This is a genomic window from Natronorubrum halobium (assembly GCF_051351675.1).
In the GTDB taxonomy this organism is placed as follows: domain Archaea; phylum Halobacteriota; class Halobacteria; order Halobacteriales; family Natrialbaceae; genus Natronorubrum.
The window spans coordinates 3,318,392-3,343,239 of the sequence record NZ_CP195595.1 but is presented as its reverse complement, the minus strand read 5'-3'; the positions used below and the strand labels follow the sequence as shown (position 1 = coordinate 3,343,239).

19 protein-coding genes, 1 tRNA gene and 1 pseudogene are annotated in these 24,848 nt (G+C 63.3%); 8 read left to right on the top strand and 13 right to left on the bottom strand.

The window, feature by feature from the left end:
* Window positions 1-77 precede the first annotated feature (77 nt).
* Window positions 78-1,043 carry an alpha/beta hydrolase gene (locus tag ACSFC7_RS16560; RefSeq protein WP_436343927.1) on the top strand — a complete coding sequence of 322 codons (966 nt, stop codon included), beginning with the start codon at window positions 78-80 and terminating at the stop codon, window positions 1,041-1,043.
* Window positions 1,044-1,328: 285 nt separating this feature from the next.
* Here the strand turns inward: ACSFC7_RS16560 and ACSFC7_RS16555 are convergent, their stop codons facing one another.
* Complete coding sequence (locus ACSFC7_RS16555; RefSeq protein WP_436343926.1) at window positions 1,329-1,931, bottom strand: metal-dependent hydrolase; 603 nt, start codon at window positions 1,929-1,931, stop codon at window positions 1,329-1,331.
* A gap of 317 nt (window positions 1,932-2,248) precedes the next feature.
* On the opposite strand from ACSFC7_RS16555, the gene trkA reads away from it, so the two are divergent.
* The gene (trkA, locus tag ACSFC7_RS16550; RefSeq protein WP_436343925.1) at window positions 2,249-3,583 is read left to right on the top strand and encodes a Trk system potassium transporter TrkA; all 1,335 of its coding nucleotides are present in this window, start codon (window positions 2,249-2,251) and stop codon (window positions 3,581-3,583) included.
* A 7-nt stretch (window positions 3,584-3,590) separates the two neighbouring features.
* On the opposite strand, the gene ACSFC7_RS16545 is transcribed toward trkA, so the two are convergent.
* Genes ACSFC7_RS16545 through ACSFC7_RS16535 form a run of 3 tightly spaced genes read right to left on the bottom strand, consistent with a single transcriptional unit; the run spans window position 3,591 to window position 6,311 of the window.
* Window positions 3,591-5,138, bottom strand: coding sequence for a TrkH family potassium uptake protein (locus tag ACSFC7_RS16545; RefSeq protein WP_436343924.1), 1,548 nt, complete (start codon window positions 5,136-5,138; stop codon window positions 3,591-3,593).
* Window positions 5,135-5,806, bottom strand: a complete 672-nt coding sequence (locus ACSFC7_RS16540; RefSeq protein ID WP_436343923.1) for a potassium channel family protein — start codon at window positions 5,804-5,806, stop codon at window positions 5,135-5,137. The genes ACSFC7_RS16545 and ACSFC7_RS16540 overlap by 4 nt, the downstream gene beginning before the upstream one ends.
* 13 nt (window positions 5,807-5,819) lie before the next feature.
* Window positions 5,820-6,311 carry a universal stress protein gene (locus ACSFC7_RS16535; RefSeq protein WP_436343922.1) on the bottom strand — a complete coding sequence of 164 codons (492 nt, stop codon included), beginning with the start codon at window positions 6,309-6,311 and terminating at the stop codon, window positions 5,820-5,822.
* Window positions 6,312-6,514: 203 nt separating this feature from the next.
* On the opposite strand from ACSFC7_RS16535, the gene ACSFC7_RS16530 reads away from it, so the two are divergent.
* Entirely contained in the window at window positions 6,515-7,258 is a 744-nt protein-coding gene (locus tag ACSFC7_RS16530) for a winged helix-turn-helix transcriptional regulator (protein WP_436343921.1), read from the top strand.
* Window positions 7,259-7,432: 174 nt separating this feature from the next.
* Complete coding sequence (locus ACSFC7_RS16525) at window positions 7,433-9,733, top strand: amino acid permease (RefSeq protein WP_436343920.1); 2,301 nt, start codon at window positions 7,433-7,435, stop codon at window positions 9,731-9,733.
* A gap of 199 nt (window positions 9,734-9,932) precedes the next feature.
* On the opposite strand, the gene ACSFC7_RS16520 is transcribed toward ACSFC7_RS16525, so the two are convergent.
* From ACSFC7_RS16520 to ACSFC7_RS16510, 3 genes are all read right to left on the bottom strand, one after another.
* On the bottom strand, window positions 9,933-12,257 hold the full coding sequence (locus tag ACSFC7_RS16520; RefSeq protein ID WP_436343919.1) for an amino acid permease: 2,325 nt from the start codon (window positions 12,255-12,257) through the stop codon (window positions 9,933-9,935).
* Between the two features lie 189 nt (window positions 12,258-12,446).
* Entirely contained in the window at window positions 12,447-14,759 is a 2,313-nt protein-coding gene (locus ACSFC7_RS16515) for an amino acid permease (protein ID WP_436343918.1), read from the bottom strand.
* A gap of 244 nt (window positions 14,760-15,003) precedes the next feature.
* Complete coding sequence (locus ACSFC7_RS16510; RefSeq protein ID WP_436343917.1) at window positions 15,004-15,243, bottom strand: hypothetical protein; 240 nt, start codon at window positions 15,241-15,243, stop codon at window positions 15,004-15,006.
* Between the two features lie 293 nt (window positions 15,244-15,536).
* Between ACSFC7_RS16510 and ACSFC7_RS16505 the strand changes: the two genes are divergently transcribed.
* On the top strand, window positions 15,537-17,081 hold the full coding sequence (locus ACSFC7_RS16505; protein ID WP_436343916.1) for a TrkH family potassium uptake protein: 1,545 nt from the start codon (window positions 15,537-15,539) through the stop codon (window positions 17,079-17,081).
* A gap of 344 nt (window positions 17,082-17,425) precedes the next feature.
* Here ACSFC7_RS16505 and ACSFC7_RS16500 read toward each other — a convergent pair whose 3' ends face one another.
* From ACSFC7_RS16500 to ACSFC7_RS16490, 3 genes are all read right to left on the bottom strand, one after another.
* Window positions 17,426-18,130: an SDR family oxidoreductase gene (locus tag ACSFC7_RS16500; RefSeq protein ID WP_436343915.1), complete on the bottom strand. Its 705-nt coding sequence runs from the start codon at window positions 18,128-18,130 to the stop codon at window positions 17,426-17,428.
* 132 nt (window positions 18,131-18,262) lie between these two features.
* Window positions 18,263-19,384, bottom strand: coding sequence for a DUF63 family protein (locus ACSFC7_RS16495; protein ID WP_436343914.1), 1,122 nt, complete (start codon window positions 19,382-19,384; stop codon window positions 18,263-18,265).
* A gap of 152 nt (window positions 19,385-19,536) precedes the next feature.
* Window positions 19,537-20,349, bottom strand: a complete 813-nt coding sequence (locus tag ACSFC7_RS16490) for an inositol monophosphatase family protein (RefSeq protein WP_436343913.1) — start codon at window positions 20,347-20,349, stop codon at window positions 19,537-19,539.
* Between the two features lie 86 nt (window positions 20,350-20,435).
* Between ACSFC7_RS16490 and ACSFC7_RS16485 the strand changes: the two are divergent.
* A pseudogene (locus ACSFC7_RS16485) lies at window positions 20,436-21,079 on the top strand (MFS transporter); the annotation flags it as partial.
* Between the two features lie 465 nt (window positions 21,080-21,544).
* On the opposite strand, the gene ACSFC7_RS16480 reads toward ACSFC7_RS16485, so the two are convergent.
* Window positions 21,545-21,627: transfer RNA gene (locus ACSFC7_RS16480), tRNA-Leu, on the bottom strand.
* Window positions 21,628-21,756: 129 nt separating this feature from the next.
* Between ACSFC7_RS16480 and ACSFC7_RS16475 the strand changes: the two genes are divergently transcribed.
* Entirely contained in the window at window positions 21,757-21,984 is a 228-nt protein-coding gene (locus tag ACSFC7_RS16475) for a DUF5795 family protein (protein ID WP_436343912.1), read from the top strand.
* Between the two features lie 111 nt (window positions 21,985-22,095).
* Here ACSFC7_RS16475 and ACSFC7_RS16470 read toward each other — a convergent pair whose 3' ends face one another.
* The gene (locus tag ACSFC7_RS16470) at window positions 22,096-23,193 is read right to left on the bottom strand and encodes a DUF7537 family lipoprotein (RefSeq protein WP_436343911.1); all 1,098 of its coding nucleotides are present in this window, start codon (window positions 23,191-23,193) and stop codon (window positions 22,096-22,098) included.
* A 449-nt stretch (window positions 23,194-23,642) separates the two neighbouring features.
* On the opposite strand from ACSFC7_RS16470, the gene ACSFC7_RS16465 reads away from it, so the two are divergent.
* Window positions 23,643-23,894: a hypothetical protein gene (locus tag ACSFC7_RS16465; protein ID WP_436343910.1), complete on the top strand. Its 252-nt coding sequence runs from the start codon at window positions 23,643-23,645 to the stop codon at window positions 23,892-23,894.
* A gap of 17 nt (window positions 23,895-23,911) precedes the next feature.
* Here ACSFC7_RS16465 and ACSFC7_RS16460 read toward each other — a convergent pair whose 3' ends face one another.
* Complete coding sequence (locus ACSFC7_RS16460; protein ID WP_436343909.1) at window positions 23,912-24,787, bottom strand: UbiA family prenyltransferase; 876 nt, start codon at window positions 24,785-24,787, stop codon at window positions 23,912-23,914.
* Between the last annotated feature and the right edge of the window lie 61 nt (window positions 24,788-24,848).

Genomic DNA, 24,848 nt, shown 5'->3' with positions numbered 1-24,848 from the left:
CGCGGTACTCGTCCCGCATCGGCCGTAACGGCGCGAGAGCCGGTACTGCTAATTGGCGTTCGGTACTGGACGGACGTATGGACGACGAGGCGACCGACGAGTTGGATCCGCAGTTCGCCGACGTGCTCCGGGACGGCCGGGTAGCCGCCCTTCCCTCGTGGCACAGCATGTCCGTCGCCAAAGCGCGGCGCGTCGAAGACGAGGCGTTTTCGGCGGGAGACGGACCGCCCGTCGACGGGGTCGCCGATCGGCGTATCGACGGCCCTGCCGGTGACGTTCCGGTGCGGATCTACTGGCCCGAAGCGTCGGCCGAGGAGACGAGCGATCCCCCGCCGGCACTGGTCTTCTGCCACGGCGGCGGCTGGGTCCTCGGGACGCTCGACTCGGCCGACGACCTCTGTCGGGAGTTCGCGACGCGCGTCGGCGCGGTGGTGATCTCGGTCGACTATCGGCTGGCGCCCGAGCATCCGTTCCCGGCGGCGGTCGAGGACGCCTGGGCCGCCCTCGAGTGGGTGCGTGACGGCGCCGAATCGATCGGCGTCGACCCCGACCGTCTCGGTGTCGCAGGGACCAGCGCCGGAGGTGGTCTCGCCGCCGCGGTCGCGCTCCGCGCCCGCGACAGAGACGTCTCCCTGGCCGTGCAGGTGCTCTGCTATCCGATTCTCGACCGCGATTTCGAGACGCCATCGTATCGAGAGCACGCCGATGCGCCGCTGCTCTCCCGCGCGGACATGGCGTGGTTCTGGGACCAGTACCTCTCGGACCCGGCCGACGCCGACGACCCGCTCGCGGCCCCGTTACGAGCCGCCTCGTTAGCGGACTGTCCGCCCGCGGTGATCGCGACCGCCGGTCACGACGTGCTCCGGTCCGAAGGGGTGGCGTACGCCGACCGACTGCAGTCCGCCGGCGTGGAAACCCGTCACTGTCACTATCCGTCGCTCGCACACGGGTTTCTGAGCCTCACCGATGCCGTCTCTCGCGCCGAGACCGCGATGGCCGGGGTAACCACTGCGATCGGTGGGGACGAGGGGGTGATGCTGTGAAACCGGCGAGAGTCCCCTACTCACGCACCGACCGTTCGACGACGCCCTCGAGCGTTATCGACTCCGGCTGACGGGGAATGCGACCCGATCCGGATGCTCGTTCAGTCGCTCGAGGACCTACGAGACGACCGAGTCGTATCGGCCGCTCCGGAACAGCCGTGCGAGCCACGTCCTCCGGTTCGTCGTCGACACTGATTCGCCGCTCGTCGGTATACATTTCGTGATGTTTCAGCGGTCCGCATTCATTTACATCACTAATATGGGGAGCGTGTCGAAATCAGACTGCTACGAACGGTACCGTTCTGGGACGTGTCGCTCCAGCCGGTCAGGGGTGTAACCGAAAACGACGGGAGCGAGGGTCGCCAGTCGCCGACGAAGTCCGGCGTAGACGACACCGACGGCGAGCGCGACGGCGACGACGATGCGAAACGGATCGTCGAGCGCGACGAGCAGCGGAACGCCGAGACTCACCAGCAGCAGGAGGTCCTCGGCTGCCCCGTCGTACCGGATCCATCGCTTCGGTCGCCGCCAGCGCCCCCGCACGTGGTCGTAGACCGCGCGATCGGAGGTCCCCTCCCACGGACGGAGCTCGAGGCCGCCCCCGTATCGATCCAGCCGACAGTGAACGGCTGCGCCGGCGACGATCGCTGCGATACCGACGGTGACGGTCGTCGAAACCGCGACCGCGAGCCCGACCGCCGGGAGTGCAACGAGCGCGAAGCCCGTCGGGTAGTGGAGCGTCCGTCGATGACCGGCGTACAGATCGAGGTCGGGAAGGATGCTCCCGACGAGGGCGCCCGCGAGTGCAACTGGGGCGATTTCGGGACGGAGAACGACGAGCGGCGCCGCTATCGCCAGCCCGATCACCGCGTGCGTCGGTAGCATCATCGTGGTTCGGACCTCGTTCCGAGTAACGGAAAGGCAACGACGGCATATCAGTCCTTCTGCTGACGACGAATACTCGAGGAAAGTAGCCGTGAATCCGGTTCGACACCGTGTAGCAATCGCACTGTCGGACCCGGACGCCGTCGCGGCGCCGTCCCCGAGATCGGCCGCGTCACACCCGCCGATGGAGTTGAGCGCGCGGCGACGCCATCACGGCTGCCGGCACGGGAACGAGTCCAGTCCGACTCATCGTCGTAACGCCTTTCGCCTCGCCACCGAAACATGCAGAGAAGAATGCTCTCGCAGAGGATGATTCATCAATGTACGTACTAATCATCGGTGCGGGTCAGGTCGGACAGATGATCGCCTCGAACCTCGCCGACTCGCACGACGTCGCCGTGGTCGAACGCGATCCGGAGGTCGCCGAAGATATCACCTACTCGTTCGACGTGCTTTCCGTCGAAGGCGACGGGACCGAACTCGAGACGCTGCGCGAGGCCGGCCTCGAGCGAGCGGATCTGGTCGTGGCGTGTACCGACAGCGACGAGACGAACATCGTGGTCTGTGGCACGGCCAAGAGTTCGAGCGATGCGTTCACCATCGCTCGCGTTCGACGTCGCACGCTGTTGAACACGTGGGAGGGATCGGAGGGCGCGTTCGGCGTCGACTTCATGGTCTGTACCGACCTGCTGGTCGCCCAGACGATCTTCCGGATCTCCGGGTTCCCGCAGGCGCAGGACGTCGAGATGTTCGCCGGCGGCCTCGTCAGGATGGCCGAGTTCGATATCGGCTCGGACAGCCCGCTCGTCGGCCAGCGCGTCGAGGACGCCGACCAGTACGACTCGATGACGTTCGCCGGCGTCTTCCGGGGCGACGAGATGATCGTCGCCCGCGGTGAGACCGTCTTTCAGGCCGGGGACCGGATCGTCGTCATCGGCAGCCCCAATTCGGTCAAGGAGTTCGCGATGGCGACCGTCTGTGATACCACCTCGAGCGCGGACGACGTGGTCATCGTCGGCGGCAGCGAGATCGGGTTTCAGGCCGCACGCGAGTTCGAGGCACACGGCTTCGAGCCGCGGCTGATCGAACGGGATCACGAGCGCGCCCGCGAGATGGCCGAAGCGCTCCCCAACACGTTCGTCATGGAGAGCGACGCGACGGACACGGATTTCCTCGCACGCGAGCACATCGACGAGGCCGACATCGTGATCGCCGCGCTCGACAGCGACGAGAAGAACCTGCTCGTCTCCCTGCTGGCCCGCCGGGTCGGCGTCGATCGAACGGTCGCGATCATCGAGAACACCGAGTACGGCGACCTCTTCGAGACCGTCGGCATCGACGTCGCGATCAACCCCCGCGAGGAGACCGCCGAGGAGATCGTCCGCTTTACCCGAACGGATCAGACCGAGAAGATCGCGATGCTCGAGCACGACCGCGCCGAGGTCATCGAGGTCGAACTCGGTCACGACAGCGCCCTAACGGGGAAGACGATCGCGGAGTCCATGGCCGACCTGCCGGACTGCGTCGTCATCGGCGCGATTTCTCGCGACGGCGAACTGGTCACTCCCCGCGGGACGACGGTCCCGCAACCGAGCGATCACGTCGTGCTCTTCGTCGACGCGACGGTGCTCGACGAAGTTTCGGCGGTGCTGTGAGAGCCGATCAACGGTAGAGCTCGAATCGCCGGAAGACGGCCCCCAGCAACACCGCAACCGGGATGATCTCGAGGCGGCCGATCCACATGTTGAAGAGCAACATCACCTTGGCGGCCGTCGGCATGTCGGGGCCGGTGATCCCCGTGTCCAGTCCGACGGTGCTCTGTGCGCTCATCACGTCGAAGATGACGTGCTCGAGGGGGTACGCCGGCGGTAACACCCAGAGGAAGACGGCGACACCGACGACGAGTCCGGCGATCCAGAGGACGAAGACGACCGCCGCTTCGGTGTATTCGCGCTGGGCCTGTGACTGATCGAGGGTCCGCTCGCCGAGGCGGAGCCGTCTGATTGCGCTGGCCGGCGCGAAGACGCTGCTGATCTGCCAGACCGTCCCCTTGACGAGCGTGATGACGCGGACGAGTTTGAGCCCACCGACCGTCGACCCGGCTGCTGCACCGGTGAGCATCCCGAAGCAGAGCAACAGGATCGTTCCGGTCGACCAGATCTGCTCGGTTCCACCACCGATCGCGGTCGTCCCGAAGCCGGCGTTCGACGTCGCGGAAACGAACTGGAACAGCGCGGTTCGGAACGTTTCCTCGAATGTAGCGTATTGACCGTTGGCCCAGAGGAGTCCCGTCAGTGCGATCGATCCCGCGGTAAACCAGATGAACACCCAGCGAGTCTGGAGGTCCGTGTAGACGTTCCGCAGGTCTCCCTTGAGGATCAGGTAGTGGATCGGGAACGCGATGCTGCCCGCGACCATCACCGGGACGACCGCGTACTCGATGACCGCGCTGTCGTAGTGGCCGATCGAATCGGCGTGAACCGAGAATCCGCCGGTCGAAATGGCCGTCATCGCGTGGTTGATCGCTCCCCACAGCGGCATCCCGGCGGCGAAAAACAGGACGATCGCGCCAATCGTGATACCGAGGTAGATCTTCCAGATCTCCGTGACCGTCGAGACGATACTCGGATGGATCTTCTCGGAGCGAGCCTCGCTCTCGAAGAGCGTGAGCGAGCCGCTTCCCGGACGAGCGAGGATCGCAACGGTGAGGACGATGACGCCGACGCCGCCGATCCACTCGGTAAAGGACCGCCACCAGTGCAGCGACCGCGGGAGGTCTTCTTCGACCGCAGCCATCGTCAGGCCCGTACTGGTGAACCCGCTGATGCTCTCGAAAATCCCGTTCAGCGGGTGACGGAAGACATCGACGGTGTCGTTCATCGCCGGCGTGTTCGCCCACGCCGGGTACGGATCGTGTGCGATCGTCCACGCGATGAGCAGGAACGGGAGGCCGCCGAGGACGCCGACTGCACCCCAGGCGGCGGCTGCCGTAACCATGGCCTCGAGTCGGCCGCTGTCGGATACCTGTCGATACCGACGCGCGAGTCCGATTCCGAGTCCGCCCATCACGATCGCCGAGACGGCGAACGCGGGGACTGTGTAGAACTCGCGGTTGGCGGCGGCGACCAGAATCGAGACGAGCAACATCAGCGAGACCACCTGCAGGATCCGGCCGAGATCTCGTCCGACCGCCGGATACCGAACCCTCATGGGTGTTCGCCGGTAAACGCCGCAACCGCATCGGCCAGCGTCGTGTCGTCGGTGAACACCGTTACCATGTCGCCTGCCTGGATCGTCGTGTCGCCTCTCGGAGCGCGGATCTCCTCGTCACGTTTGAGCGCGACGACGAGACAGCCGTTGGGAAGCGACCCCGTATCGATGGCCGTCTCGAGGGGTTGACCGTCCATCGGTGCACCGTCGGTCACCGTCAGTTCGACGAGTTCGGTCTCGTCGTCGAGTTCGATGAAGTCGCTGACGTTGGGGTACCGAACGGAGTGATAGAGGTAGTCCGCGATCAGTCGCTGTGGATTCTCGATGAGCGTGACGCCGATCTTCTCGAAGACGGGCAGATTCTCGGGGTCGTGAACGACGCTCACCAGATTGGGGACCTCGTGTTCCTGAGCGAGCAACATCACCATGATGTTGACCGCGTCGATATCCGTCGTCGAGATGACGGCGTCCGCGCGGTCGATACCGGCGTCCCTGAGCGTCCCGTTTTTCGTCGCGTCGGCGTTGAGAACGAGGCAGTCGTACTCAGAGGCGACGTCGTTCGCTCGCTCCTCGTCGGTCTCGATGACGACGACGTCGTTGCCGTCACGGACCGCAAGATCGATGAGATTCGAGCCGATGCTCCCTGCGCCGATGATGACGAGATACATTGTGGAGTCTCCATTAGTTGTCGCTCGAGTCGTCGTCCGAATTGAGCCGCGAGAAGACGACGACCGGCTGTTCGCTTTCGGTGATCAGTCTGTACGAATCGTTGCCCGAAAGCAGTCGATGGAGGCGACCGCTCGGCCGGGTAGCGAACCCGATGGCCGTCGCGTCGACGTCCGCCGCTGCGGCGAGGATCTCGTCGACGACGTCGGTACCGTACCGCAGTTCGCGCCGGATCGGTAGACCGTCGGCGAACCGCTCCTCGACGATCGAGAAGATCCGTTCGGCCTGCTCCTGGCGCGCTTCCAGCGGCGCCTTGTCCATGTAGCCCTCGGTCTTCTCGATGACGTGGACGACGGTGATCCGCTCGACTGAGTCGTCGAGGATCGACTCGAGTGCGTCACACGTCGTTCGCGCGTCGTCCTCGGTCGCGATCGGGACGACCGTGTGTGTCATGATGGTGTCCGTCATCGGTCGCCCCTCGCGATAGGTATCGGCCGTTCGTTGCATTGGTCCCTCGACATGCTTGTGCTTCTGACAGTATTCAGGATTCAACAATATAAGCCTATCTAATCTACGCATTCAGTAGTCGGCAACTTAACTAGAACCTACTATCCTGAAAATCAGCGAGTAGAGACGGTGAGTGCTCGATACGTCCCGATAACTGATCGAAAAGCACGGTCCTTTCAATGTCCGTAGTCGTACCCCTCCGTATGGGTATTCGGCTCGACGATGTGAACAAGCGCATCATTCACGCGCTCATGGGAGACGCACGAAACACGTCTGCACCGATGATCGCCGAGGAAGTGGGGGTTTCCCCTGCGACGATTCGAAATCGGATCAACCAGCTAGAAGAGGCCGGCGTCATCAGCGGCTATCACGCGAACGTCGATTTCGACGCCGCTGACGAGATGCTGACCACGCTCTACGTGGGGACCGCGCCCATCGAAGAGCGGGCGCGACTCGCACAACAGGCCCGGACGATTACGGGCGTCGTCAACGTCCGCGAGTTCGTGGCCGGACAGGAGAATCTCCACGTACTCGCCGTCGGCGACGACGTCGAATCGCTACACGATGTTACCCGGGAACTGACGTCTCTCGGCGTCACCATCGACGACGAGAAGGTCGTTCGGACCGAGCAGTTTCAGGCGTACCACCCCTTCGGCCCCACCGAAACCCATCAGCAGTTCTCGGACTACATCAGCCTCGCCGGCGGGAACGAGGTCGTCGAACTCACCGTCGACGACGACGCGCCGATCGCCGGGTTGACCCTCGAACAGGCCGGTCGAGAGGGAATCCTCGAGGACGGCGTCCTCGTCGTCTCGATTGAACGAGACGACACTGTGTTAACGCCACAGGGGGGGAGCGAGATTCAGGCCGGCGATATCCTGACGGTCCTCTCGCGAGGCGGCTTCTCGAACGAGACGTTCGAAGTTTTCGAAACCGAAATTGAATAGCGGGTAATTTTCGAATACTGCATTGTTCCGTCTGTGGTTACTGATAAGTCAGTACACTTATTTTGAGGGAACGAATCAGGACCGGGTATATGAACGTCTCTCTGGAATCGAAAACCATCTCGACCCTGGCGACTCCCGCGTCTCGAGGTTGGGGCCAACAGGGTGAGACCGTATATGTCTGAGTCCGATCAGGAACTCGCGCGGGATCTGGGCTTTCTCGAGGCCTACACGCTCGGACTGGGGACGATGATCGGTGCGGGGATCTTCGTCCTCCCGGGAATCGTCGCCGAAACCGCGGGACCCGCGAGCATGATCTCGTTCGTGATCGGTGGCGTCGTCGCCCTGCTCGCAGCGCTGTCGCTCTCCGAACTCGCAACCGGGATGCCGAAAGCTGGCGGAAGTTATTATTACGTCAATCACGCTCTCGGCAGTTTCTTCGGGACGATCGTCGGCTGGGGCATGTGGGCCGGATTGATGTTCGCGACGGCGTTCTACATGCTCGGCTTCGGGCAGTACCTGCTCAAGCAGCCGTCGGACGCGTTCGCAGTCATTCTCGCGGGCGTGACAATGGCCGCACTGCTCGTCGGGGTCAACTACCGCGGCGTCAAGGAGACGGGATCGTTACAGAACGTCATCGTCATCCTGCTTGTCGGCCTCATTACCGTCTTTATCGCCATCGGGCTCACGAGCATCGATACGGACCTGCTCAGTCCGTTCGTCCGTGAAGGTGAAGGTTGGCCGGTCGTCGCGGCGACCGCGGGGACGGTGTTCGTGACGTTCATCGGCTTCGAAGTGATCGCTACCAGCGCCGAGGAGATCAAAGATCCCGGTCGCAACCTGCCGCTCTCGATGATCGCGGCCGTCGTCACGCCGACGATCCTCTATGTATTCGTCATGCTCGTCAGTACGGGGACGCTCCCAGTGCCGGAACTGGCTGCATCGGACGTTCCCGTCGCCGACGTCGCCGCTGCGGCGGCCGGGCAGTTCGGCTCTCTCGCCCTCGGAGACTACACGCTCGAGTTCGCCACCGTCGGCTCGTTCGTGATGATCACGGGCGCGATTCTGGCGACCATCTCCTCCGCGAACGCGTCGATCCTCTCGGCTGCTCGAGTCAACTTCGCGATGGGTCGGGACAAGATTCTCACCAACTGGCTCAACAAGATCCACAACGAGTACCGAACGCCGTATCGCGCGATCCTCGCGACCGGCGCCGTCATCCTCGCGCTGATCGCCAGCCCGCTCCCGATCGATACGCTCGCGGACGTGGCAAGTTTCATGTTCCTCATCACGTACGCGCTCGTCCACGCGGCCGTCGTCGTCCTGCGACGCGCCGATCCGGACGAGTACGAACCGGACTTCCGGATTCCGGCGGTGCTGTATCCGATCGTTCCGGCGCTCGGCTTCGTCGCCTGTCTGGCCGTCATGCTTCAGATGGCGCTGCCGGTCCAGTTGATCGGTCTCGGGATCATCGTCGTCGGTATCCTCTGGTACCAGTTCTACGCGAAAGACCAGGCGATTTCGACGACCCTGATCGGTGAGGCGGTGGCCCCAGCGGAGCAGGAGGGCCTCGAAGAAGAGGCCTACCGGGTCGTCGTTCCCGTTTCGAATCCCGAAACTCAGCGGACACTCCTGAAATACGCCGCTGCGAGTGCCGCGAGCCAGGAAGGCGAGGCCGAACTCGTCGCCGTCAACGTGATCGAGGTCCCACCCCAGACCTCACCGGCACAGATCGAGTTCGAGGAGGAACGCGTCGAGCGCCAGCGACACCTCCTCGAGAACGTTCGCGACGTGGCGGAGGGACTCGACGTTGCAGTCCGGACACGGGCGATCGTCGGCCGTAACGCCGCAGAGACGCTCCTCTCAGTTATCGACCAGGAGAGCGCGGATCACATGCTGCTCGGGTGGGCCGGCGAACGTCGCCGCCGGGACGTCCTCTTCGGCTCGACGATCGATCCGCTCCTCGAGCGCGCGCCGTGTGACGTGACGCTGATCAAGGATCCGAGCGAGTCGCCGGGGAACATCGTGACGCTCGCGGGCAGCGGGCCACACGCTTCGACATCCGCTCGACGCGCTGGTGAGCTCCGACGAGCGTTCGCGGATAGCACGCTCACTCTGTTGAACGTCCAGCCAACGCCGGAGGAAGTGGCCGGCGAGGACGAGGTTCCGATCGATCCGGACGCTATCGGACAGGAAACGATCGACGACGTCGCAGAGAAAGCGCGACTCGCGGACGACGAGTACGAATCTCGGGTCATCGTCGCCGACGACGTCCGCGACACGCTCGTCGCGGCCGTCGGCGAGTACGATACCGTCGTCGTCGGCGCGACGGGGAGCAGCACCGTCGCGCAGGCGCTGTACGGCTCGATTCCGCAACGGATCGTCGGGGAGAGCGACGGGACAGTCGTGATGGCTCGCGGCGAGCAACGCGCGCCGCGAACGTTCCGCCAGGCGTTAATTCAGCGGTTGGAGCGATAACGCGGGACGTCGGCGTGCGTTGGTGACCGTTTCTCTGAGGGGTTCTGTGGTTCGAAGCTGCCGATTAACGCCTCTGGGAGCGGTCTCACTCGACAGTATCGACGAGCGACAGATCGTGCGGTGCAACCGTACCGACGAACCGTGGCTGGCGACGGAAGCGATGGAAAATCAGCGAGCGACCGACCCCCTCGGAGATCGATCAGTCGTCACCGGATCGACCGCCGAAGAGCCGATCTCGCAGCGATCGTTTCGTCGGTCGTTCGGCCAGCAGAACGGAACAGTCGACGTCGTTGACGATATCGTAGGCGAGCGAGCCACGAAGCAGTCGTGAGAGAAGTCCGCGTTCGGTCGCACCGAGGATGATCAACGAGTGATCGCGGGCCGCCGTCGCGATCGCGGCCTCGACGTCGGCAGAGGTGTCGACGCGGATCTCGGCGTCCTCGAGGTCGTGATCCGCCGCCCACTCGGTCAGGAAGGCCTCGCCCTCGCCCGCCCCACCTTCGTCGACGACGTGCAGGAGCGTGATCTCGGAGCCGAGTTGGTCGCGCATGTGGCGGGCCATTTCGGCGCTGAGGTCGGAGTCCGGACCGCCGGCGGTCGGGACCAGCACGCGGTCGGTCTCGAGGCCGCGGTCGTTCAAGACGAGGAAGTCACACGGCAGGTCGTGTGTTAGTTCGTCGAGCGGCCGTTCCGCACGACCGGCACTCCAGGGCCGATCCGGACCCCAGCCCATGACGACGGTATCGGCCTTCTCGCGGCGAGCCACGTCGAACACTTCCTCGAACGAACGGTGGGAGACGACCGTTCGAACGTCGACGGGGACGTCGAGCGTCTCCGTACTCTCCCGAACCTGTGTCATCAGCCGCTGGGACTCCTCGTCGATTCGCCGAATGTGCTCGGATCCCTCCTGAAGCGGCGTCTGGTCGGGGACTTCGACGATGTGGACGGCCTGGACGACGACGTCGTTCGCCTTGGCGACGACGCTCGCCAGCGAGAGCAGATGAGATTCCGTCCGGGGGTTCGAGACCGGAACGACCACGGTGTGCTCGCCGTCTCCGGACGGTTTGGCGACGTTGGCCGCGGAGACGGCTGCATCCGGCATCTCCTCGGGCCGCGAGAGAATGTAGTTGCTCAACACGCCCTCTCGATCGGTCTCGTGACGGGCGTAGATGCCGTACCAGCCGACGGCACCGAGAACGAACGCCAGGCCCAGCGCGATCTCGATCATATCCATAAAGCCGATCAGCCCCAGCGAGAGCACCATGCCGAGAATCGGGGTGATCGGGTAGAACGGAACGGTAAAGTCCGGATCGTACTCCGGCACATCCGCTTCGCGAAAGACGATCAGCGCGACGTTGATCAGCGCGTAGACGACGAGGTGCAACACGCTCGCCGCCTTCGCCAGCACCTCGAGATCGCCCCCGAGAACGACGATGAACAGCAGGATCATCCCGCCGGTGACGGCGATCGATCGGTACGGCGTGGCGAATTTCGGATGGATCTGGTTCAACCAGTCGGTGACGATCTTGTCCCGGCCCATCGCGAAGTTGATCCGCGCCGAGGCGAGGATCGACGCGTTCGCGCTCGAAGCCGTTGCGAGCAATGCGGCGAGCGTGATCGACGTGATGCCGATCACGCCGAGGTTGCCCTCGAAGATGACCCCAGCGACGTCGGACATGGGCGTGCTCTGGCTGATCGAATCGTACGGAATGATTCCGACCATGAGCCCGACGAGAATCGTGTAGATGACCATCACGATGGCGACGCTGCCGATGATCGCGATCGGGAGGTTTCGACCGGGATTCTTGAGTTCCTCGCCGATCGTCGCGATCTTCGCGTAGCCGAGATAGGAGACGAACACGAGTGCGGCGCCCGGCAGCACCTCGGTATACCCCAGCGGGGCGACGCTCCCGTCGACCACGACCGTTCCCCAGTCGAACGAGAAGAAGCCGACGATCGCGAAAACCGTCAGAATCGCGATTAACAGCGTCACGATGGCGGTTTGGACACCGCCAGTCTCTTTTGCCCCCATGTAGTTGACGCCGACGAAGACGACACCGGCGATGAGGGCACCGATCTGGATGTCTGCCAGAACCAGTGGCCCGAGGGCGATCGTCGGCAAGAGCGCAACGCTTCCCACGACGGGTATCGGGACCGCGACGCCGTCGAGCAGCGTCGCGAGGTAGCCACCGAAGCCGATGCAGTAGAACGCACTCGCAAAGGCGAGTCCCATCCAGTCACCCATTCCGGAGATCGAACCGAAGAGGGGGCCGAGTGCGCGATTAATGTAGTAGTACGCGCCGCCCGCTTTGGGCATCGCCGTCCCGAGTTCGCTCACCGAGAACGCGTTGACCATGGCGATCATGCCGCCGATGATAAACGAGAGGACCACGATCGGTCCGGCCTCCTGTGCCGCAACGCCCGGAAGGACGAAGATGCCCGCACCGACCATCGTCCCGATCCCGATCGCAAGTGCCGATACTAGACCCAGATCTTTGGCGAGCTCCTCGTCTCCCCCGGTCATCGTCGGTTCCTCCGTCTCGAGTGGCTGTCGAGTACCAGTATCAGTGACATAGTCGGGTTCAGAGCGGACGCCGCACTCCTGATACCGTGATCGATGGATCGCCCCTTCTTAGTATTTCTGATTCCTGATTATAGGGTAGTTTTAGTATTGCATTCGGAATATCGGGCGCCGCCAATTACCGAATCCGCATCACTGTTCCGGCTGGCCGGTACCGTCGATCGAATCGGGTGTCGTCGGCTCCGGTGTGACACCGACCTCGTCCGACGTTTCGTCGCCACTGGTGCCGAAGATTCGTTCCCGAAGCGCCCGTTTGTGACGCTTCTCAGCGAGAATCACTGAACAGTCGACCTCGTCGAGGACGTCGAGAATGAGCGATCCTCGAGCGAGTCGAGCGAGGACGCCCTTCTCCGTCGCTCCGATGATCAGCAAGGACGCGTCCGACGCGGCCTCGGCGATGCGCGTCTGGACGTCGCCAGTCTCGACCCTGTGCTTCGCGTCCTCGAGGCCGCGCTCGGCGGCCCAGCCCTCGAGGAACTGACGTCCCCGTTCGCGGTCGTCGGCGACGTGCAACAGCGTGACGCTCGCGTCGAACTGGTCTCGGAGCGTGCACGCGATGGCGGCTGCGAGATCCGAGTCGGGGCCGCCAGCGGTCGGGAGCAGGATCCGAGACGGATCGAAGTCACGGTCGCGGAAGACGAGGAAATCACACGGCAGCGACCGCGCGAGTTCGTCGAACCTGGTTTCGACGCGACCGGGCGAGCCGTGCGAATCCGGTCCCCACCCCATGACACAGCTGTCGACGCCGTACCGTTTCGCGGCGTCGAACACCTCCTCGATACCCCGGTGTGAGAGCACCACGTGGGTTTCGACGTCGACACCGTACGTCTCGGCGTTGGCCCGCGCCTGCTCGAGCAGGTGCGAAGCCGCCTCGTGATCCTTCTGCTTTCGAGCGGCTCGCAACGACGTCTGATCGGGCACCTGCTCGATGTTGACGGCGACGACCGTCCCGTCGTTCTGAGCGGCGATCGCCGAACCGAGCGTGATGAGATGTTCCTCGTGGGCGGGGTTCGCGAGCGGGACCATCACCCGGTATTCGCCGCCCTCGGGCTTCACGGACGTGGTTGCGGATACCGCTGCGTTCGGAAGCTCCTCCGAACGCTCGATGACGTAGTCGGCGAGCACACCGGGCGATTCGATCTCCGAGCGGGCGTAGCCGAGGTACCAGACGACGCCGAAGAACACGAACCCGATCGAGAGCAGGATGACGAACGGCTCGATGAACGCGATCAGCGCGAACGAGAAGACGGCACCCAGGATCGGCGTGAAGGGATAGAGCGGCACTTCGAAGTCGGGATCGTACCCCTCGGGCTCCGCTTCGCGGAAGACGATCAGCGCGAGATTCAGGAGGCCGTACACGATGAGATGGAGGACGCTTCCCGCGCTCGCCAACAGCTCGAGGTTTCCGAAGGCGATGAACAGGAGGATGAACGCGCCCGTGATCGCGATCGCACGGTAGGGCGTTGCAAAGCGCGGATGGATCTCGTTGATCTTCGGCGAGATCAGTTTGTCCCGTCCCATCGCGAAGTTAATCCGTGAGGACGCGAGGATCGACGCGTTCGCTGAGGACGCGGTTGCGAGCAGGCCACCGAGCAACAGTGCCACAACGCCGACGGGACCGATCAACATCCGAGCGACGTCGACGACGGCGGTCTCGTTGTTGGCGACCACGTCGGTTTCGACGGCCGCGAGCACCGCCAGGAGAATCAGGGCGTACATCACGGTGACGATCACGACGCTCCCGATCACCGCCCGCGGGAGGTTCTTTCCCGGGTCCTGGATCTCTTCGGCGACGGAGGTGATCTGGACGAAGCCGAGATAGGAGACGAATATCAGCCCGGTCACCGGCAGCAGGGGCGCCCAGCCGAAGGGATCGATCGGCTGGAGCGTCTCCAGATCGGCGTTGAGAAGTCCGAACAGGGTAAAGACCGCCAAAATCCCCATGAGGATAACGACGATGATGTTCTGCAGCCGTCCGGTCTCCTTCGCGCCGACGTAGTTGACCCCGATGAAGAACGCCGCACCGACCAGTCCGATCAACTGGGCCGACTCGAGGCCGACGGGGCCGAGCGTCAGCGACGAAATGTTCACGAACTGGTTGACGTACTCGCCGAACCCGTACATGTAGAACGCCGAAGCGAACGCGAGCCCCATCCAATTTCCCCAGCCGGCGATCGAACCGAACATCGGGCCGAGACCCTGATTCACGTAGTAGTAGGCGCCGCCGGAGACGGGCATCGCCGTCCCGAGTTCGGACGCCGAGAGCGCGGTCAGCAGTGCGAGTCCGCCGCCGATGACGAACGCCAGCGCCGCCAGCGGGCCGAGTTCCGCGACCGCCGGTCCGGGGAGGACGAAAATCCCCGCCCCGATCATCGTCCCGACGCCGATCGTTAGGGCGGCGAGCGGACCGAGGTCCTTCGCGAGCTCTTCGTCGCCTCCGCTCATCGTCCCCTCCTCGATGCCCGTACAGCGGCAATCTGCAGTGAGTTGCGTGTCATGTTGTGGTTACGAACGGTGTGAATCGGCTCGTCGGATATCCTCCAGATACCGTCCTCGAGTGCGACGGGACGCTGTCGAACCGGGAGTTACGTCTGAACGGAGAACGTCCCGGACATATAGTGGCGAAGTAGGACTCACCCCTTAATAGGTTCGTTTACCGTCCGAAAGCCGCTCGCGGTCGGGCCGAGAGTTATCGTCTCGGTTCACGCTGGCGTGTGTCTCTCGATTCCTGAACCGACTGTTTCAGGATGCGATTGACGGCCCAGACGACCCAGCCGAATACAATCACGGAAAACACGCCCATCTCGATGCGAACGAACGAGCCGTGCCAGACGGCGAGTACGAGCGCGACAGCGGTGATCGAAACGGCGGTAACGGTGAAGACGTCGAAGAACGAAACCGGATAACGAACACTGGGGAATCGGACCATACCAACCGTCTCCACGTACGAGACGGACACGTAAAGGAGACTGGTCAACTCGTTCGAGCGAGTGACTGTATCCAGTACGTTCGTCGTCAACACCGCGGTGATCCAGTCCGTAGCGGACACTGATCGGCGTGCCGGCCAACGATCGTGTCCGACCCGTGAGTGCCGTTCGAATCTACCTCGAGAGGAACGTGACCGGTTCGATCCCTTCCTCCAGCCGGATTCAGTGGAATTATGTGCCGACGAAAAGTTCACTCGAGCATGTTTCCGGTTCGGCCGGAGTCAGATGTGAGAGTATGAATATACGCGTTGATTGGCAGGCAAGCGTCGCACTCACCGGAACCGTTCTCAAGTACCTCGCACTGACGCTACTCGTCCCGCTCGTCGTCGCGATCGTCTATCGGGAAGATATTCTGGTCTTCGTGACAACGATCGCGATCACTGTCACCATCGGCTACCTCCTCGAGCGACTCGATCCGGACCCGGACCCGGACCTGCAACCGCGGGAGGCAATGTTGTTCGTCGCGATTTCGTGGCTTGCAGTCGGAATCATCGGTGCGATTCCGTATCTCATCGCGGGCTACGGTACCGAGTCGACGCTCAGATTCCCGGTGAACGCACTGTTCGAATCCATGTCCGGGATCACGACCACGGGAGCCACCGTAATGGGTGAAATCTCGGTCGATCGCCACTCCCACGCGCTGATGATGTGGCGCCAGCTCACCCAGTGGCTCGGCGGCATGGGGATCATCGTCCTGATGATCGCGATCCTCCCGGAACTCGCAGTGAATGGGGCCCAACTGATCCGAACGGAGTCACCGGGGCCGGAGCTTCAGAAGCTCACCCCCAAGATCGCCGAGACGGCCCGCATCCTGTGGCTCGTCTACTTCGGGTTCACGATCCTCCTCATCGCGCTGCTCTACGGGCTCCACCTCGTCGGGCTGGCACCGAACATGCACTTCTACAATGCGGTCGCCCACGGCTTTACGACGCTGCCGACCGGCGGGTTCTCACCCGAAGCGAACAGCATTGCGGCCTTCTCCGCGATCGTCCAGTGGGTTATCATCCCCTTTATGGTCGTCGCTGGGACCAACTTCGCACTCTTCTGGTACGTGTTACACGGCGAACCTCGTCGTGTCGTTCAGAACACCGAGTTCCGAACCTACGCCGGTGCCATCGCTGTCCTGATCGGAATTCTCGGCGCGCTTCTCTACAGCGGGGCAGCGCCGGCACTGGAAGCGCTCGGCGGCACGACCGAAGGGACGACGGAACCGGCGCTCCGACAGGCCGCGTTCCAGATCGGTTCGCTGATGAACTCGACGGGATTCGCGACGAGTGACTTCGCCGAGTGGGACACGAGTGCCCAGATCGTCATTCTGTTCGCGATGTTTATCGGGGGCAGCGCCGGCTCGACCGGTGGTGGGATCAAGGTCATCCGCTGGCTGGTCGTGTTGAAAGTCGCCCGCCGAGAACTGTTCACCGCCGCCCACCCCGAAGCCGTCAGACCGGTTCGGCTCGGCGGTTACATCGTTGACGAGGACGTGATCCGCGGTGTCCTCGGGTTTACGCTCCTGTACATGCTCCTCTTCGTCTTCGCGACGGTGTTCATCATGCTCGACTCGGCCCGCGTCGGCTACTCGCTCTCCGTTCTCGAGGCCATCAGCGCGAGCATCGCGACCATCGGGAACATCGGACCGGGATTCGGGAAACTCGGCCCGTTCGGCAGCTACCTCGATTTCCCGAGGTCCTCGAAACTCCTGATGATCTTCCTCATGTGGGTCGGTCGCCTCGAGATCATCCCAGTGCTCGTGGTGTTCACGGGCGCGTTCTGGAAGCGCTGAGGGCGAGAGCGAGCCGATCGGTATCGAACTCTCGTCTTGCTCGGATCGCTCCAGACGGCCGCTTCAGTCGGAGACTGTACTTCGTGTAGATGTGCCCGTATCGGAACCCGTCGTCGCGTCTCGTGAGAGAATCGACCCCGTATCCGGACGGGCTCGGATCGAAAAGCGCGGCTCCGTCGAAGTCCTCGAGAAGTGAAGGGGAGGCACCCTCAACGGGAGGGACAGGTCACGTAGGTGACGGTGCGGAAACCGATTTCACGGATACCTTCCACGACCGCCGCACTGAGAGAGGGTGTAGCCAACACGGCGTCCGGTTGGTACGGCGCTGGAAGAACCTGCGGCGTCTATACGGACGCGGTAAGTCCCCCGTCGACGCGGATGTTCTGGCCGGTGATGTAGCTCGAAGCGGGTGAGAGCAGGTACGCGACTGCGTCCGCAATCTCTGCGGTTCGTGCCGGTCGTCCCATCGGGATTTGCGCTCTCGTTTCTTCGTCTACGTCGTAACTATCGACGAATCCGGGCTGAACCGTGTTCATCCGGATTCCGTTCGCCGCGTACTGGTCGGCGTAGAGTTTGGTGAAACTCCCGAGTCCGGCTCGAAGCACCGATGACACGGGGAACTCGCTCGACGGTTCGAACGCCGAGAAGGTAGAGATGTTCACAATGGACCCGTGGCCTTGGTCTTCCATGATGGGCGTGACGAGTCGGGCCATCCGGACGGTATTCAACAGAACGAGGTCTACCCCCTCGTGCCACTCCTCGTCGGAGATTTCGAGGAGGTCGCCGGACGGCGGGTGACCCGTGTTGTTCACCACTGCGTCGATACGCCCGTAGCGTTCGTTCGTCGTCTCGACGAGGGCTGCCAAGTCGTCGGGATCGGTCACCGAGCCTTCGAACCCGTCTCCGCCGAGGTCGTTCGCGACCTCGACGGCACTCCCCGACCGTGACAACAGAACCGGCGTGTATCCCTTCTCGTCTAGTCGCCGGGCACAGGCCTCTCCAATGCCGCTTCCCGCCGCTGTCACTACTGCGACGTTCGTATCAGCCATACAACTACTAATACGGCCGCGTTCATAAAATCAGTCTCACAACAGTACGTTCGCATCCGTAGTGAGCGTGAATTTCGCGTCAAAACGTAGCTGACACAGAACGGTAGCAGAACAAGCACGCTCGAATCCGCTTCAGACCCCGAACGTCGCCCGGAGCATGTCGCGAGTTCCGGGCCCGAGGCCGACGGCGACGACGGTGATCATCATCAGGATCGCGAAGCGCGGGTTCTCCTCGAAGATCTCCTCGTTGAAGATCCAGATGATGAAGACGGGTGCGGCGAGTTTCAGGAGTGCGAACGGCCAGGCGGCGCCGGTAACCTCGGTGACGCTGGCGGGGAGGATCGAACCGGTGACGGTGACGATGGCGTCGTTGACCGGGTGTTTCGGACTGTAGCCGAGCCCCCAGACGTGCGACCAGTCGAGCATCAACTGGTTCGCGAAGCCGTCGATCGCGTGAGCCCAGATGACGACGATGCCCATCGTTCCGGTCCCCCTGTTCAGTTCGGGCGCGAACCGCTGGATACCCAGCCAGACGAGCGCGGTCGAGACGGTCGCGGCCGTGAGGACGATCGCCGAGATCGACGGATAGAACGAGACATACTCCGTCGTGGCGGCGAGATAGCCGAGCCAGCCGACCGTCGTCGCGAGTACCGCCGCGCCGACGCCGAACAGCGGGTACTCGTACCCCGAGACGGAGTCGTTCCGATCGAGCCAGACGGAGCCGACGACCGCGAATAACGCGATCAGGGCCACCGTGAAGTAGATCAGCGGGCTGATGATGAAGCCCGACCACGGGAGTTGAATCGCGAGTTCACCCGTCTCGCGGTAGGCGGCGACGTTCGCGTCCTCGACAGTCCGGAGCGCCCCGCCGAACAGCATGAACGGGAACAGCGCGAAAAAGCCCGCTCGGTAGCGGTCGATGTCGAGGCGCCGGATCGCGAACAGAATCCCGATCGCGAACAGGATCAGCGTCGGGATGTACCCGGCGTAGGAGACGGCGGTGTAGCCCGGCGATGCGGTCGGTCCGGCGTCCGCGGACGCGTCGTTACAGTGGACCTGTTCCCCGCCGTCCCACGCGATACAGCCCCAGCCGTGGGCATCGGCGACCACCGGGCCCCAGTAGTACTGCCAGATGAAGTCGACGTACACGCGCTGTGGAAAGAGGAAAGCAGCGAGCGCGATGCCGCCAGCGAGGAGGAGAACGGCCGCGACCCAGACTCGCTCGGCCCCGTACCGTTCGATATACTCGTCCATGGTCGATACCCGTTGGGGCGCGCGCTTACCGTTTCCGATTTCCCACAGGTACTGACAGTCGAGGTCCAGTGACCGTCACCGAAACGAGGGTTCGAGAGCCGTCGTCGGCCCGGAGCGTCGATCGGTCGACGGGAGTCTCCGCAGCTCGGCCGTTATTGCGTCTCGCGGTCGATCTCCCGTGCGGCTGCACGGAGCTCGTCGTGGATCGCGCCGTTCGACGCCACCAGTCCCGGGCTGTCGTGTCGCCAGCGGTTCCCCTCGAGGTCGGTGACGGTCCCGCCGGCTTCGCGGATCAGGTGAACCCCGGCGACGGTGTCCCACGAGTTGGCCCGCAGGTTGGTCATCGTTCCCTCGAGCGTCCCTGAAGCGACCATCGCGAGCTCGAGTTGGGCGCAGCCGAACCGGCGCATGTCGCCGAACCGGTCGACGATCGCGCGGGTCGCCGCGCCGTACTGGTCGCGCTGGTCGTAGTCCCACCAGAAGGTCGGACAGACGGTCGCAGCCTCGGGATCGCTCACGTCGCTGACCGAGAGCGGGTCGCCGTTGCGAACTGCACCGTCGGGACCGGAGCGGTACGTATCCGAGAGCGCGGGACAGACGACCGCCGCACCGACCGGTTCGCCGTCGCGGACGGCGGCGACGGCAGTCGCGAACGCCCGACACTCGTTGACGTAGTTATTCGTCCCGTCGATGGGGTCGACGATCCAGGCCGGGCCGTCTTCGGGGACCGCTTTCAGTGCGCCCTCCTCCTCGCCGACGACCGGGTCCGTCGGAAACTCGTCGTCGAGGACCTCGATCACCGTCTGCTGGGCGTCTCGATCGACCTGCGTGACGACGTCGGTCTTCCCGTCTTTCCGTTCGATCTCGAGATCGGTCCGAAACGACTCCACGGCGACGTCCGCACCGGCGCTGGCCGCGCGGAGCGCGACGCTCGCTCGGCGAGCATCCTGTTCGCGTTCGCTCATTGTCACTCGTCTGTTGGGCGGACTGAAAAGAGATAGCAATGCGGCACTGCAGACGCCGACCAACCGCGACGAGTAGTGTCGTCCGTTCGGGGCATTCGGCGGCACAGGGCGGACTGGCGTACGGCGGCCTCGCAGTCGCGCTCACCGTCGTCGCCGAGAAGATCACCAACATGTGCTGTCAGCCCTTTACTGGACGGCTCTCGGACGGCTACGGTCGAGCGATCTTCGCTTCGCCGGCGGTGCGGCGTACGGCCTGGTCGCCTTGCTCGTCCCGCTCTCGCCGACGATCGGTGCTGCGCTCGGGTTGTCGTCCGAGATCGCTCTCGGACTCCCCGCGATCCTCGCCGGGGCGACGCTTCCCGCGATGCTCCCGCTCGAGTCGATCCCCGCTCGACTCACGCTGTTCAGTGGCGTCTCCGCGGCGTTTCTTCCGCTCGTCGCGCTTTCCGGACTGCTGGGTATCGCGGATAGTTTCCGCGAACCCGCGAGTATGGCGCTGTTCGCCGACGAGGGAACCGACGAAGGCGGCGTCGCCTCGAGTTTCGGAATCCGCGAACTCGTCTGGCGGCCCGGCAGCGTCGTCGCGCCGTTGCTGGGCGGCTGGCTCATGTACGAAGTGAGCATGGCCTCGGTCTTCTACGTCGGCGGCGCGTTCGCGCTGACCGGCGTCGCGACGTTTTTCGTGATTCTCCTCTGGGCACACGGCCGACGGGCGCTCCTCGAGTGGTGATCGGACGCGGAGAACGTAGCCCGATTCCGGACGGAAGGACCGGCGGTTGAGAACAGGTCAGCCGTCGAAACCCGTCGCTCGAGAACGCCGTGTGTCCGCAGAAGTTTGCGAGGGCAAGACGCTCCGTCTTGCCGCACTATATGATAGTGCGAGGGGAGGGAATCGAACTACCGCCGAGAACCTGCGCTTCGCGCAGAACCCCGGCGTCGTTCGAAGTTCGCAAGACGAACTTCGAACCCGCGAACCACGGGAAGACGATTGCGTTCGCTGGGCTCACGCGCTGCGACTTCCCCGCCTTCGCTCGCTCCGCTCGCGAAGACCCTACGGGAGCGGATCTCGAGTCCGCGTCGTCGGCTCTTCAATCGGTTCGGATTCCTGAAAGACGATAGACTGCCGTCTCAGTTTGGAGAGGGACGCAGAAGTTTGCGAGGGCAAGACGCTCCGTCTTGCCGCACTATGTGATAGTGCGAGGGGAGGGAATCGAACCCACGAACCCCTACGGGAGCGGATCTTGAGTCCGCCGCCGTTGGCCGCTTGGCTACCCTCGCACGCAGTGTCAGGTTTTGCCCTCACGGGGTTAAATCGTCCGATTCGCGTTCGGGTCGCCGTCCGTTCGAGGCGACTCGGCCTCGAGTCGACCTGAAAACGCTTAGGGGCCCGCACCCGAACGGTCGAGTGTGAGTGAGAATCGCGTCGTTCAGGGACGAATGGTCACGGGCAAGAAACTCGCGGAACTGATCGAGGACGGGTCGGTGATGGAGGCCGAGTCGATCGAGGACGCCGACAGGGAGTGTCCAGACTGCGGTGGAGACGTCCTGAAAGTCGGCTACATGCCCTCAGTCACGGAGTTCGTCACCGGCTGGAAGTGCCAGGACTGCGACTGGAGCGAGACCGACCGGGACTGAGCGCACGTTCGGGAGGGCGCACAGAGACTCCGGCCGGAGAGACCCAATTGGCCCGTGTTCGATGCCGTCGGGTCCGAGAGCGGTACCTGTCAACGGTAAGCCGACTCGCCCTTACAACGGGACCGAGCCGTCGTAAATCGGCAGTCCATCGCTTCGGATGTGGAGGTACACGTGGCGAGTGTCGATCCCGCTCGACGAATCCGGTGTGCCGTTTATTTCGATCGACAGACCCGCGCTGTCGGCCCCCATGACGATCCGATCGCCGACCGTGAGCGCTTCCGAGAGCTGCTGGTTCTCGTGTCCAGCCGGGGTGCTGATGTCGACGTTCGATCCGGCGGAAATCGAATCGCCGTTGGCCAGTTCGAGTTCGAGATAGCCGTCGTCGGTTTTCGTCGCCGTGAACTGTCGGCCCTCCGCACGGGCTGTTTCCGCCCAGTCCGGTTCAGTCACCGTGGTTTCTCCGATGTCGAAGTACGTCGTTTCGATCGATTGACTCCGCGACTCGCCGTGAGCATCGAATTCGATGTCGTAGCTATACCGCTTGAGGGTACCGTCTTCGGTGACGAACACCGAACCGGTCGCGTCGTCGATGGAATCGGCGTGAACCAATCGCTCGACCGTGGTCGAATCGGCGACGGACTCGACGTCGTACTGGGCAGTGAGCGATCCATCGATCTCGACTGCCGCTTCCGCCTCGCCGAAGCTGAATCCCTCCGCGAACAGTTCGAGCGTGTGCTCGCCGAGAATCTCGCTCGTGTGCGGGGCCTCCGAGGTGATCTGGAACGTTTCCTGAAAACCGCCGTCACGACGGATCAATCCGCGAGAGTCACCGATCTCCGTCCAGGTCGCTTCTTCGTAGTCGCCGCGGTCCCAGGTTGCACGGATACCGGCCCTGGACAGCTGTGCTTCGAGATGCTCCTCATTCGAGTGGCGCCCGAATTCGCGCTCACTGGACCTCGACACCGTTACCGAGCCGCTATCCTGGATGGTATTCAGGTGCTCGTCGGTGATGTGGACTGCATCTATCCCTTCGCGACTCGCGTGCTCCGGGAACTCGAAGTCGTCCAACGACGTCTCGCTGTCCGCTTCCTGGGTTTCGTCGGTCGATTCGGTCGGTTCGTCCTCCTCACTGTCGTCGCTACTCGTACATCCTGCGACAGCGACCGTCGAGACGGTTCCAGCTAGTGCCAGCAATCGGCGTCTGTGCATGTCAACAAGCAATTATAGCGCACATATATAAATTTCCAAATAATATTACCGTGTGTTATACGGTACAATTTATACTCGGAAGAGATAGTTCATCTACACACACTGTTCAGTTCCTTGAGCGCCATACGAGATCATAGTGGTCATTCGAACGCGTTCATATCAAGTTTAGAGTCAATTCAGTAAAATTCCAGATAGCTGTTGGTATCAGTAACCGGGATTCGACAACGAAACTGCTCGTACACTGGTCCGTCGAACCGTCTACGGACAGAGTCAACCTGGCAAAACCTATGAGAGAGCATCGAGTAGATGCCGGGCGTCATCGATTTTTAGACCAGTTACGTACTCTCTTCAGACCGGCCACTGGAGCGTGTAGCTCGACCGAGCGGTGAGTTGCAGTCCTGCGACGGTATCGATTAGTACGCCGCCCTCGTACGACGGAGCAGACCCCGATGGATTTCGACGAGTACCGCGAGTACTACTTCAGTCGGTCGTACTTCCGGAATCGGATACTCCTGATAGCGTGTCTCGTTCTCGCGATCGGCATCGGTAGATGGACCGGGCTGCTCGACTCGTCCGCCGCGTCCGGGATGACGGGCCGGATGTACGCTATCCAGCTCGTCGTACTCGTGATCGCCGTCGGCTGGGTCGTCATCGCGGTGCTCGGAGTGATCGGCCTGTATCGGTGGCTTCGGGCGGACTAGCGGTACGATCGGGCGGTTTAGAGAACGCCGAGCAACTCGAGACCCAGTACGACCGCGGCGAGAAACACGTGCTCGCCGTCGACGACGAAGCCGTAGTACAGCGGGCCGCGCTCGGTCGTGGCGAACGGAATGTAGCCGGCGACGTAGCCGTTCATCGCGAGCAGCGCGAGGAACTCGAGCGAGAGGTCCGTCCCGAAGACGAGCGCGACGACGACCGCTGCCACGGCGACGTTGGCGACCTGCGAGTACCGTCGAGTCGCTGCCGTTCCGAGCGTGTTCGGTACGGTGGCGATCCCTTCCGCTCGATCACCCGGGATGTCCTTGACGTCGAAGATCACGGCCGCGATGGTGATCATCGCGATCACGTAGCCCGCGACCACGAGGATGTCGAACGCCCAGAGCTGTTCGTAGTAGTAGCCGACGCCCAGCGGAATCGCCCCCCAGGCGAGGCCGACGAAGAGGTTCTTGACGAGGAAGACCCGCTTGATCCCGCCGACCGAGTAGAGGAGCGCGACGACGAGCGGGAGCAGCAGATAGATCGCCCCCGGCAGCCCCTCCAGCACGGCGACTGCGATGGCGGTGACGTAACAGCCGACGCCGAGTGCGAGGAGGAGCCGTCCGTACCGTTTCGTAAACGACGCGCGATCCGGGACGTTCGCCTCGTCCTCCTCGAGATCGGTAAAGCGGTTGACGGTGTAGACGAACAGCGTGGCCGCGAAGACGATGAAGAGGGGCAACGCCTCGAGCGGGAGATCCGCGAGGAGGACCGTCGTGACGACGACGCTCATCGTGGCGAGCGAGATGAAGAGGTTGCTGTGGACCAACAGCCGGAGTGACCGCTGGAGCGACGCGAACCACGCCCGGTCGCTGTGGGACGCAGTCGGGGCGGTCACGTCAGTTCGGCCTCCAACGTAGGGCGACGGTGACGAGCATACGGGTCGGGTGGGTACACCT